This is a genomic window from Solwaraspora sp. WMMA2056, from assembly GCF_030345095.1.
GTDB lineage: Bacteria > Actinomycetota > Actinomycetes > Mycobacteriales > Micromonosporaceae > Micromonospora_E.
The window spans coordinates 1,757,441-1,769,032 of sequence record NZ_CP128360.1 but is presented as its reverse complement, the minus strand read 5'-3'; the positions used below and the strand labels follow the sequence as shown (position 1 = coordinate 1,769,032).

The 11,592-nt window shown below is 74.1% G+C and carries 11 protein-coding genes; 4 read left to right on the top strand and 7 right to left on the bottom strand.

The annotated features are described in order from the left end of the window. Positions 1-98: 98 nt before the first annotated feature. Positions 99-848: a helix-turn-helix domain-containing protein gene (locus tag O7608_RS08175; protein ID WP_289209363.1), complete on the top strand. Its 750-nt coding sequence runs from the start codon at positions 99-101 to the stop codon at positions 846-848. Positions 849-851: 3 nt separating this feature from the next. On the opposite strand, the gene ung is transcribed toward O7608_RS08175, so the two are convergent. From ung to O7608_RS08145, 6 genes are read right to left on the bottom strand one after another with little or no spacing between them, the layout of a single operon-like run. Next, entirely contained in the window at positions 852-1,538 is a 687-nt protein-coding gene (ung, locus tag O7608_RS08170; protein ID WP_289209362.1) for a uracil-DNA glycosylase, read from the bottom strand. A gap of 58 nt (positions 1,539-1,596) precedes the next feature. Continuing rightward, the gene (gene tsaE / locus O7608_RS08165; RefSeq protein ID WP_289209361.1) at positions 1,597-2,100 is read right to left on the bottom strand and encodes a tRNA (adenosine(37)-N6)-threonylcarbamoyltransferase complex ATPase subunit type 1 TsaE; all 504 of its coding nucleotides are present in this window, start codon (positions 2,098-2,100) and stop codon (positions 1,597-1,599) included. Continuing rightward, a complete protein-coding gene (locus O7608_RS08160) occupies positions 2,097-3,212 on the bottom strand; it encodes an alpha/beta fold hydrolase (protein WP_289209360.1) in 1,116 nt (371 codons plus the stop codon). The genes tsaE and O7608_RS08160 overlap by 4 nt, the downstream gene beginning before the upstream one ends. Then, a complete protein-coding gene (gene alr, locus O7608_RS08155) occupies positions 3,209-4,327 on the bottom strand; it encodes an alanine racemase (protein WP_289209359.1) in 1,119 nt (372 codons plus the stop codon). The genes O7608_RS08160 and alr overlap by 4 nt, the downstream gene beginning before the upstream one ends. 16 nt (positions 4,328-4,343) lie before the next feature. Further along, complete coding sequence (locus O7608_RS08150) at positions 4,344-5,843, bottom strand: NAD(P)H-hydrate dehydratase (protein WP_289209358.1); 1,500 nt, start codon at positions 5,841-5,843, stop codon at positions 4,344-4,346. A gap of 16 nt (positions 5,844-5,859) precedes the next feature. Beyond that, the gene (locus O7608_RS08145; RefSeq protein ID WP_289209357.1) at positions 5,860-6,228 is read right to left on the bottom strand and encodes a holo-ACP synthase; all 369 of its coding nucleotides are present in this window, start codon (positions 6,226-6,228) and stop codon (positions 5,860-5,862) included. Positions 6,229-6,362: 134 nt separating this feature from the next. Between O7608_RS08145 and O7608_RS08140 the strand changes: the two genes are divergently transcribed. Both O7608_RS08140 and O7608_RS08135 read left to right on the top strand, forming a co-directional pair. Further along, on the top strand, positions 6,363-6,665 hold the full coding sequence (locus O7608_RS08140; RefSeq protein WP_289209356.1) for a hypothetical protein: 303 nt from the start codon (positions 6,363-6,365) through the stop codon (positions 6,663-6,665). Then, on the top strand, positions 6,662-8,257 hold the full coding sequence (locus O7608_RS08135) for an alpha/beta hydrolase (RefSeq protein ID WP_289209355.1): 1,596 nt from the start codon (positions 6,662-6,664) through the stop codon (positions 8,255-8,257). The genes O7608_RS08140 and O7608_RS08135 overlap by 4 nt, the downstream gene beginning before the upstream one ends. Here the strand turns inward: O7608_RS08135 and glmS are convergent. Further along, positions 8,244-10,175, bottom strand: coding sequence for a glutamine--fructose-6-phosphate transaminase (isomerizing) (glmS, locus tag O7608_RS08130; RefSeq protein ID WP_289209354.1), 1,932 nt, complete (start codon positions 10,173-10,175; stop codon positions 8,244-8,246). The genes O7608_RS08135 and glmS overlap by 14 nt on opposite strands. Positions 10,176-10,325: 150 nt before the next feature. On the opposite strand from glmS, the gene O7608_RS08125 reads away from it, so the two are divergent. After that, positions 10,326-11,531 carry a pyridoxal phosphate-dependent aminotransferase gene (locus tag O7608_RS08125; RefSeq protein WP_289209353.1) on the top strand — a complete coding sequence of 402 codons (1,206 nt, stop codon included), beginning with the start codon at positions 10,326-10,328 and terminating at the stop codon, positions 11,529-11,531. Positions 11,532-11,592 lie beyond the last annotated feature (61 nt).

The window sequence follows — 11,592 nt, the reverse complement described above, 5'->3', positions numbered from 1 at the left end:
AGGAATAATTATTCCTCAGAGGAATATCATTGTGGCGCAATATACGTACGTCCAGTCGCGATGGACAGCCGCTCGGCGGCGGACAAGGATCGACATCGATGGCAGAGCACCCTCCGAACGACCAGCACACCGCAGCTGCGGCCCCCGCAGGCTCGCTGGCGGCCTTGATCGGCACGACGCTGCGCGAGGAGCGGCAGGCACGGCTGCTGACCCAGCAGGCGTTGGCCGACCGGGCCGGCGTCGCACAGGCCACCATCGCCCGGATCGAGCAGGGGGCGCGGACACCGAGCCTGGCGACGGTCGAACGCCTCTTCGCGGCGATGGGGCGCCAACTGACCGTCGGTGTCGAGGACCTCGACTCCGACATCGACCGGCGGATCGCCGAGATCGCCGACCGCCCGTTCGCCGACCGGCTCGCGCAGACCAGCGTCGAACAGTTCCACCGCCAGGCCGCCGGGTTCAGCTTCGTCCTCGACGGTCCGACCGCGGCGCTGCTGCAGGGCGCGCCGGTGCCGGCGCCCGGAGTGCACGTGGCATTGCTCTGGTCAGAAGCAGACGCCGTCACCGACTGGCTCACCCGCAAGTACGCCACCCGGTGGATGGACCGCTGGCAGGAGTACCGCCACATACCTGTCGACCCTCGGGAGCCGTACCCGCACCGCTGGCAGACGATGGCCGGCGAGATCCACGCCCGGATGTACGACGAACTCCCGCCGGCGATCGAGGTACGCCACGACGGGCAGCACTATCCGGTCGTACCGCTGGCCGAGCTCGACATCGTCGATCCGGACACGGCCGACCTGCTGCGCCGGTTCCGTGAGGTCCGCCGCACGGCCGCAGCCGACTGAGGCTCAGCCGGCGCCGGTGCGGCTCCAGTCGATGCCGGGCAGACCGGCGTCGGCGAGTGCCTTGTCGGTGGCGCTGAACGGACGGCTGCCGAGGAACCCGCGCGGATTCATCGGGCTGGGGTGACCCGCCTCCAGCACCACGTGCGCCGGGTTGGTGATCAACGCCCGCTTCCTGCGGGCGTACCCGCCCCAGAGCAGGAAGACGACCCGCTGCCCGCTGGCGTCGAGCGCCCGGATCGTGGCGTCGGTGAACTCCTCCCAGCCCTTGCCCGCGTGTGAGCCGGGCGTGCCCTCGCGGACCGTCAGCACCGCGTTGAGCAGCAGCACCCCCTGCGCCGCCCAGCCGGTCAGATCGCCGCTGCGGGGCATCGGCACCCCGATGTCGGTGCCCAGCTCCTTGAAGACGTTGCGCAGCGACGGCGGGACCGCCACACCGTCGCGGACGCTGAAGCTCAACCCGTGGGCCTGGCCGGCCCGGTGGTACGGATCCTGGCCGAGAATCAGCACCCGGCACTGCTGCGGCGGGCAGAGCCGGTACGCGGCGAACAGGTCCTCCTGCGGCGGGAAGACGGTCCGGGTCGCGTACTCGTCGGCGACGAAGGCACCGAGCCGGGCGGTGCCAGCCGGATCCAGGTGCGGGGTGAGGGCCGCCGTCCAGGCCGTAGGGAGCATGGCCAACAGGTCGAGCATCGCAGAACGCCTTTCGTGGATCCGTCGGATCGGCGGGGTGCCGCAGACGAGGCGCACTCTAGCGCCCGGCTACGACATCACCGTCCAGCGTGGCGAGACGCTCGGCCCAGTCGGCGCCGACGCCGGTCAGCTCCGCCGACCGGCTGTCGTCGTCGTGCCGGTGCATCCGGACCAGCAGGTGCGCGTCGGCGAGCTGCTCGACCATCCCCTCGCCCCATTCGACGACGGTGACCGCCCGGTCGACGTCGGCGTCCAGGTCGAGGTCGTCGATCTCGGCGCGCGGGTCGGGTGCGTCGCCGAGCCGGTACGCGTCGGCGTGCACCAGGGTCGACGTACCGCCGAGGGCGGCGTCCGGCGGATGCACCCGGGCGATCACGAACGTCGGTGAGGTGATGTCGCCGCGTACTCCGAGGCCGGTGCCGATCCCCTGGACCAGGGCGGTCTTGCCGGCGCCCAGCGGGCCGGCCAGCACCACCAGGTCGCCGGGGCGCAGCAGGCGCCCCAGTTGTCGGCCGAACGCGTGGGTGTCGGCAAGTGCGGTCAGACGTACCCGGACTGTCATTCCTGGATTTTCGCAAGGAACGCGAACAGCGCGGCGTTGACCTGGTCGGCGTGTTCCAGCATCACCACGTGACCGCCGTCGGCGATCTGGACGTAGTCGGCGTCCGGCAGTCGCCGGACGATCTCCTCGGAGTGCGCCACCGGGGTGATCATGTCCTTGTCACCGACGATGACCAGCGTCGGGTTGGGGGCGAGCACCGCCAGCGCCGGGTACCGGGAATGGGTGAGCAGGGTCCGCACGTACCGGGTGACCGTCTCGGCGGAGGTCCGCGAGTTCATCCGTTCCACGTAGCTGACCAGTGCCGGGCTGGGCCGGTCGGTGCCGAAGCCGTAGCGGCGGGTCAGCAGCCAGCTCAGGTCGGAGGCGGCCAGCCGGGTCCGGTCGATCACCCCGCCGGTCAGCCGGGTCGCGTTGTTGACCAGCATCAGCAGCGGGGAGCCGGCCCGGCTGAGAATCGCCGGTACGCCGAGTCTGGCCTCGTCGAGCAGGCCGCCGGAGGTCGCCATCAGTACGGCGCCGGCGACCCGCTCGTCGAACAGCTCCGGGTAGCGCTCGGCGAGCGCCATGATGGTCATCCCGCCCATCGAATGTCCGACCAGGACGATCGGCCCGTCCGGGACCGCCTGTTCCAGCACCGCCCGCAGCGTGTCGCCGAGGGCCGCGATCTCGTAGTCACCCGACTCCAGCCGCCCGGACCGGCCGTGCCCGGGCTGGTCGTAGCTGACGATCCGGTGTTCGCCCCGGCGGGTCAGCTCCCGGCGTTGGAAGTGGAACGTCCCCATGTCCAGGCAGTAGCCGTGCACGAAGACGACGGTGGGCCGGGGCGGGGCGTCCTCGTCCGGCTCGACGATCTCCACGTACACGTCGGTGCCGTCGCTGGCGGTGACCACCCGGGTCTCGTCGTAGGGCAACTCGCCGAAGGGTTCGTCGGCGTACGGGTCGGTGGTGTCGCGTTTGAGCCGACGGACCAGGGCGCGTTCGGCGGCGACGGTCGCGGTCACCCCGGCGGCGGCGAGGCCGAGGGCCGCGCCGACGATCCCGGCGGTCCGGGCCACCTTCTGTACGCCGGCCCGCGGCCCCGCCGCTCGTTGGGCCACCCGTTGCCGGCTCATGCCCGGGAGTCCTGGTAGCTGCGCGGCACTCGGGGGCTGCCGAACCGGGTGACGATCTCGTAGTTGATGGTGCCGACGGCGGCGGCCCAGTCGTCGGCCGTGGGCTCGCCGTGGCGGCCGTCGCCGAACAGGGTGGCCACGTCGCCGGCCCGGACCTCGTCGTCGCCGCAGTCGAGGACGATCTGGTCCATGCAGACCCGGCCGGCGATGGTCCGGTTGCGGCCGGCCACCTGGACCGGGCCGCAGTTGGAGGCGTGCCGGGGCACCCCGTCGGCGTAGCCGAGCGGCACCACGGCGAGGGTGCTCTCCCGCCCGGTGTGGTAGGTGTGCCCGTACGACACGCCCTGGCCGGCCGGGACCCGTTTGGCGAGCATCACCCGGGCCCGGACGCTCATCGCCGGGCGCAGCCCGTGGTCCGCGCCGGGCACCGGGGACAGCCCGTAGCAGGCGATCCCGGGTCGGACCAGGTCGAAGTGGGTGTCCGGGCGGGTCAGGGTGGCCGCCGAGTTCGCCAGGTGCCGGTAGCGGGGGCGGACGCCGTACCGGTGGGCGACCGCCAGGCCGTCGTGGAAGGCGGCCAGCTGCCCGTCGATGGTGGGGTGCCCCGGCGCGTCGGCGAAGACGAAGTGACTCCAGACGCCCACCACCTCGACGGTGCCGTCGGACTGCGCCTTGGCGGCGGCCTCGACCAGGTCGGGCCAGTCGTCCCCGGTGGCGCCGCCCCGGGACAACCCGGTGTCGATCTTGAGATGGAGGCGCGCGGGCCGGCCGGCCAGCCGGGCGGCGGCGACCGCCTCGGCGACCAGGCCGCGGCTGCCCACGCCGAGGTCGACGTCGGCGGCGACCGCCTCGTGCAGCGCCAGCCCGGGGGCGAGCAGCCAGGCCAGCACCGGCCCGGTCTGGCCGGCGGCGCGCAGCTGCAGCGCCTCGCCCAGGGTGCAGACCCCGAGCCAGTCGGCGCCGGCCTCGCGGGCGGCCCGGGCGGCGGCGACCATCCCGTGGCCGTACCCGTCGGCCTTGACCACCGCCATCAGCTCGGCGCTGGTCCCGGCCCGCAACCGGGCGACGTTCTCCCGGATCGCGTCCAGGTCGACCCGCACCTCTGCCTGCCACATGGGTCCAGACTACTGATCAGTCACCTGATCGGGCAGCTTCCGCGCTGGTCAGTTCGCCGACCACCGGCCGCAGCGCGGCGACGACCTCGGCCGCCGTCACCGGGCCGGCGGCGGCCGCGCGGCGGCCGGCCAACCCGTGGGCGTACGCGGCGGCCAGGGCGGCGTGCTCCGGTGCCAGACCGGCGGCGAGCAGTGACCCGAGCAGACCCGCCAGGACGTCCCCGGTGCCGCCGGTGGCCAGCGCCGGGGTGCCGGTGGGGTTGACGTAGGCGCGGCCGTCGGGGGTGGCGACCACCGTACGGTCGCCTTTGAGTAGAACGGTGGCCCGCATCCACGCGGCCAGTCGCAGCGCGGCGGCGACCCGGTCGTCGCCCGGGTGACCACCGGCCAGTCGGGCGAACTCCCGGTCGTGCGGGGTGACGACGGTCGGTGCCGGCCGGGCCCGCAGCTGTTCCGACCAGGTGCCGTCGACCAGCATGGTCAGCGCGTCGGCGTCGAGCACCACCGGCACCGGTGCGGCCAGCACGGCCCGCAGTTCGGCGGCGGCGTGGTCACCGCCACCGAGGCCGGAGCCGCACACCCAGGCCTGCACCCGGCCGGCGTCGGCGACCCGACCGGTGGCGATCACCGACGGGTACCGGGCCAGCACCTGCTCACCGGCGCTGCCGGCGTACCGGATCAGCCCGGTCGGGCCGGCGACGGCCCCGCCGACGGAGAGCACCGCCGCCCCCGGGTAGGTGGCCGAACCGGTGGCGACCCCCACGACGCCCCGGGTGTACTTCTCGGCGGCCGGTACCAGCGCCGGCCACCAGCGGGCCACGTCGGCGTGGCCGGGCACCTCGAACGCCGGGGTGCCGCGCAGCCACGGCGTGAGCCCGATGTCGACGAGCTCGACCTGCCCGGCGTCGGCGGCGGCCGGCCCGACCGCCAGCGCCGGTTTGAGGCAGCCGAAGGTCACGGTCACGTCGGCGCGGACGGCCGGCGCCGCGGCGCCGCCGGAGTCCACCGCGACGCCGCCGGTGTCGACCGCGACGCCGCTGGGCACGTCGACGGCGACCACTGCCGGCCGCCCACCAGGGGCCGAGGCCGCCGTGGTGGCGCGGGTCACCGCCTCGGCCGCCGGTGCACGCAGGCCGCCACTGCCGCCGATGCCGACGATGCCGTCGACCACCAGGTCGACGCAGCGGCCAGGGCCGTCGGTGACCCGACCGCCGGCGGCGCGCAGCGCCGCGAGCCCACCGGCGTGTGCCCGCTGCGGGTGCAGCAGCCAGGCGGCGACCCGGGCCCCGCGCCGGGCCAGTCGGGCCCCGGCGTAGAGCGCGTCGCCGCCGTTGTCGCCGGAGCCGACCAGCAGCAGCACCTCGGCGCCGTACACGCCGCCGGTCCCGGCGAGCAGCAGCGCGCAGCGCCGGGCCAGCCCGGCGGCGGCCCGCTGCATCAGGGTGCCCGGCGGCAGCGTCGCCAGCAGTGCCTGCTCGGCACGGCGCACGTCGGACACCCGCCAGACTCCGATCACGACCACCACTCCCTGCTCATCGTTCGGCGACGACCATCGCCGAGGCCATGCCGCCGTCGTGCGACAGCGACAGGTGCCACCGGCGCACCCCACGCGCGGCCGCGGCGGCGGCGACCGTGCCGGAGACGGTCAGCCAGGGCCGCCCGTCCGGGTCGGCGACCACCTCGCAGTCGTGCCAGCGCAGCCCGGCCGGTGCGCCGAGCGCCTTGGCCACCGCCTCCTTGGCGGCGAAGCGGGCGGCGAGCGACGCCGGTGTCCGGCGGTTGCCCGCCGGGGTCAGCAGCTCGGCCTCGGTGAACAGCCGGTCGGCGAGCGACGGCGTGCGGGCCACCGCGCGGGCGAACCGCTCGACGGCGACGACGTCCAGCCCGACTGACACGATCACATCAGCCACCATACCGGCGCTGCGGCACCGCCGGCCGCCGGTTGTCCACAGGGTGCAGCGGGACCGTCGGGATCGTCGCTAGCGTGTCGGCACCGCCGCCGGCCGCCCGGTCGGCGCCCGGATCGGGAGGTGGCATGCAGGGGTTCTCCGGTGGACCGGGGCCGCTGACGGTGCGTCCGGCCACGTTGTACGAGGTCGCCGACCGACTCGCTGTGTCGGGTCAGCGGCTGGGGCACGGGCTCGGTGGCGGGCCGGAGCTGACCGTCGAGGCACCCGGCTGGGCGGCGGCCGACCTGCTGGCCGAGGTGGCCGAGGTGGTGCACCGGCAGCTCTGCCAGGCCGGGGCCGACGCCGTGTCGGCCGGGCGGGCCCTGGCGGCGGCCGCCGACGGCTACGCCGAGGCCGACGCCCGGTCGGCCCGTCGGCTGGGCCGGTGACCGCGTACCAGCGGTTGTGGCGCGCCGACCCGGCCGCCTGGCAGGCGGCGGCGGTGGCCTGGCGACGGACGCAGCCGGTCGTCGACCGGCGTACCGCCGAGGTCGTCGGGGCGGCCGACCGGCTGCGCCAGGGGTGGACCGGGCCGGCGGCGTCCGCCGCCGACGGGCGGCTGGCCGTCCTGCGTGACCGGTTGGCCGCCGCCGGCCCGGAGCTGTGCGTGGTCGACCAGGTCCTCAGCGGGTACGCGGAGCGGCTGAGCCGGGCCAAGGCGGTGCTCGCCGACTGGGTCGGTACGGCGGGCCGGCTCGGTGTCTCCGTCGACCGCACCGGTCGGGTCACTGTGGACCCCTTGGTGACCCGGCCGGACGGTCCGACCCTGGCCGGTGCCGCCCGGGTGGCCGACGGGATCGCGGGGGCGCTCGCCCTGGCCGAGGCGGCGGACGCCGACGCGGCCGGTCGGCTCGACGCGCTCGCCACCGCCGCCGCGCAGGGCTGGCCGGCCCGGCCGCCACCGGGTCGGCCACCGGCGAACGCTTCGCCGGCGCGGGTGCGGGCCTGGTGGGACGGGCTGACGTCGGCGCAGCGGCGGTGGCTGATCCGGCACGAGCCGGCCTGGACCGGCCGGCTCGACGGGCTGCCGGCGGCAGTACGCGACCAGGCGAACCGGTTGCTGCTGGACCGCCGCCGGGCGGCGTTGGTGCGCCAGCGGGCGGCGCTGCCCGATGGCGGTGCGGGTTCGGCGACGGTGGTCGGGCAGGCCCGCCGGCTGGACCGGTTGATCGCCGGTCTGGACGTGGTCGCCGGCCGGCTGGCCGCACCGGCCGGGCCCCGGGCGTATCTGTTGGCGTTGGACGAGGGCCCGGGATCGGGCGGCCCGGGATCGGGCGGCCCCGCACCGACCGGTCGGGTGATCGTGGCGCTGGGCGACCCGGACGCGGCGACGCGGGTGCTGACCCATGTGCCGGGGATGGGCAGCGGGCTGGCCCGGGCCGGCGGCGAGTTGGCCCGCACCGAGCAGGTGGTGCTGCGCTGTCACGAGTTGGCGCCGCAGCAGGCGACCGCCGGGGTGCTGTGGCTGGACTACGCCGCGCCGGCGTTCGTCGACGAGGCGGCCAGCCCGCTGCCGGCGCAGCTCGGTGCGGTGGACCTGCAGCGGTTCCAGGCCGGGTTGGCCGCCGGCCGCGACGGCGGTGACCCGGCGGGGTTGACCGTGCTCGGGCACAGCTACGGCTCGCTGGTGGTGGGTACGGCGGCGCGGGATCCGCAGTTGGCGGCCGAGAGTCTGATCTTCGTCGGCTCACCCGGGGTCGGCGTGGACCAGGTCGACGAGTTGGCGGTGCCGGCCGACCAGGTGTGGGCCAGCACCGCCGACGACGACGTCATCCGGCACGCGACCTGGCCGCAGCTGTGGCCGGGTGACCGGCTGTGGCACGGGCAGGACCCGAGCGCCGACGGGTTCGGCGCCCGGGTCTTCACCGGTGACTCGGCCGGTCACCTGGGCTACTGGGCGCAGGACAATCCGGCGTTGGACGCGATGGCCCGGATCGTGCTCGGCGGTGAGCACCAGCGGGAGGTGGTCACTCGACGGTGACCGACTTCGCCAGGTTGCGGGGCTGGTCGACGTCGTGGCCCCGGGCGGCGGCGATCTCGCAGGCGAGCACCTGCAGCGGCACCGTGGTCAGCAGCGGCGCGAGCAGGGTCGGGGTGCGCGGTACGTAGATCAGTTCGTCGGCGTACGGCACGACGGCGGTGTCGCCCTCCTCGGCGATCACCACGGTACGGGCGCCCCGGGCCCGTACCTCCTGGATGTTGGAGACGATCTTGTCGTGCAGCATGCCCCGGCCGGCCGGGGACGGAACCACGCAGACCACCGGGGTGCCCTGGTCGATCAGGGCGATCGGGCCGTGCTTGAGCTCGCCGGCGGCGAACCCTTCGGCGTGCATGTAGGCGAGCTCCTTGAGCTTGAGCGCGCCTTCGAGAGCCACCGGGTAGCCGACGTGCCGGCCGATGAACAGCACCTGGTTGGCGGTGGACAGGTCCCGGGCGAGCTGGCGGACCGGCTCCATCGCGTCGAGCACCTGCCGCAACTTCGCCGGCATCTCCTGCAGCTGGCTGACGACGGCGGCCACCTCGTCGGCGTACTTGATGCCGCGCACCTGGGCCAGGTGCAGGCCGATCAGGTAGCAGGCGACCAGCTGGGTGAGGAACGCCTTGGTGGAGGCGACCGCGATCTCCGGGCCGCCGTGGGTGTAGAGCACCGCGTCGGACTCACGCGGGATGGTGGAGCCGTTGGTGTTGCAGATCGCCAGCACCCGGGCCTTCTGCTCCTTGGCGTGGCGCAGCGCCATCAGGGTGTCCATCGTCTCGCCGGACTGGGAGATCGCCACGACCAGGGTGGAGCGGTCCAGCACCGGGTCGCGGTAGCGGAACTCGCTGGCCAGCTCGACCTCGCACGGGATCCGGGTCCAGTGCTCGATGGCGTACTTGGCGACCATGCCGGAGTGGTACGCCGTACCGCAGGCCACGATGAAGACCTTGTCGACGTCGCGCAGGTCCTGGTCGGTGAGGCGGACCTCGTCGAGCATGATCTCGCCGGTCTCGGTGAGCCGGCCGAGCAGGGTGTCGGCGACCGCCTGCGGCTGCTCGGCGATCTCCTTGAGCATGAAGTAGTCGTAGCCGCCCTTCTCGGCGGCGGAGGCGTCCCAGTCGATGTGGAAGTCGCGGCCCAGCGCGGGTGCGCCGGTGAAGTCGGTGATCTCGATGCTGTCCGGGGTGATCAGGACGACCTGGTCCTGACCGAGCTCGACGGCGTCGCGGGTGTGTTCGATGAACGCGGAGACGTCGCTGGCCAGGTAGTGCTCGCCCGGGCCGCGCCCGACGACCAGTGGGGAGTTGCGGCGGGCACCGACCACCGCGTCGGGGATGGCGGCGTCGACGGCCAGCAGGGTGAAGGCGCCTTCGAGGCGCTGGCAGACCCGGCGCATCGCGGCGGCGAGCAGTTGGGGTCCGTCCGGTTCGCCGGCGGCCCGCAGGTCGGCCAGGGCGGCGGCGAGCAGGTGGGCGGCGCACTCGGTGTCGGTGTCGCTGACGAACTCGACGCCGTCGGCCTCCAACTCGGCCACGAGCTTGGCGAAGTTCTCGATGATCCCGTTGTGGATCACCGCGACCCGGCCGTCGCGGGACAGGTGCGGGTGGGCGTTGCGGTCGGTCGGGCCGCCGTGGGTGGCCCACCGGGTGTGGCCGATGCCGGCGGTGCCGTCGCCGATGCCGATGGGCGGCGGGCAGCCGGTCTCGGTGCCGGCGCCAGCGGTGGCGGAGCCGAACCGCTCGTCACCGAGGGCCTTCTCCAGGTTGCTCAGTTTGCCGGCCCGCTTCTCGGTCCGCAGTTCGTCGCCGCAGACGATGGCCACGCCGGCCGAGTCGTAGCCCCGGTACTCGAGTCGCCGCAGCCCGTCCAGCACGATTCCCAACGCCGGCCGCGCACCGACGTACCCCACGATTCCACACATGGCCCGTAGCCTAACCCACCTCCGCTCATCCCGTGTGCGCATAACCCCCTCGATCGCTCACCCCAGCTGATCAGTAAGCGGCTATAGACGTCATTCCGGATAAAACACGGCTGCCGTCATTTGCTTCGATGGACCGCATAAAGTGGCGAGGTGGTCACCTCCCCCGACGTACCCGCCGACATCGACCCGCTGGTGCACCGGATGCGCCCGTTCGGGACGACGATTTTCGCCGAGATGTCCGCACTCGCGGTGCGCACCGGGGCGGTGAACCTCGGCCAGGGTTTCCCGGACACCGACGGGCCGACAGCGATGCTCACCGCCGCCGCCGAAGCGATCCGGGCCGGGCAGAACCAGTACCCACCCGGCCCCGGCATCCCGGCGCTGCGCGAGGCGGTCGCCGGACACCAACGCCGGTTCTGGGGCCTCGACTACGACCCGGCCACCGAGGTCCTGATCACCGCCGGCGCGACCGAGGCGATCGCCGCCGCGATCCTCGCGCTCTGCGAACCCGGTGACGAGGTGGTCTGCTTCGAGCCCTACTACGACTCGTACGCGGCGACGATCGCCCTCGCCGGCGCGGTCCGCCGACCGGTCACCCTGCGCCCCGACGGCGACGGCCGGTACGCCGTCGACCCGGCCGCACTGCGCGCCGCGTTCACCCCGAAGACCCGGCTGGTGCTGCTCAACTCGCCGCACAACCCGACCGGCAAGGTCTTCACCCTGACCGAGCTGTCGGCGATCGCCGCGCTCTGCCGCGAACACGACGTCTGGGCGGTCACCGACGAGGTGTACGAGCACCTGGTCTTCACCGACGCCGACGCCCCGCACATCCCGCTGGCGACCCTGCCCGGGATGCGCGAGCGGACCCTGCGGATCTCGTCGGCCGGCAAGACCTTCTCCTGTACGGGCTGGAAGATCGGCTGGGCCAGCGGCCCTGCCCCCCTGGTCGCCGCCACCACCCGGGTCAAGCAGTTCCTCACCTACGTCAACGGCGCACCGCTGCAACCGGCGGTCGCGGTGGCACTGAACCTGCCGGACAGCTACTACACCGGGCTGCGCGAACGCATGCAGACCCAGCGCGACCAACTGGTGGCCGGACTGCACCGGGCCGGGTTCCGGGTGCTCGTTCCGGAGGGCACCTACTTCGCCACCGCCGACATCAGCGCGCTCGGCGGCACCGACGGCGTCGAGTTCTGCCGGTCGCTGCCGCAGCGCTGCGGCGTGGTCGCCGTACCGACCCAGGTCTTCTACGACGACCCCGACGCGGGCCGGCTGCTGGTCCGGTTCGCCTTCTGCAAACAGCCCGAGGTCCTGACCGAGGCCACCCGGCGGTTGGCCGCGCTGCGCCAGCGGTGAGCGCTCACGGTGGGTACGCCAGCGGCCGGCACCGCACGACGCGTGCGGATGTGCGGTGACG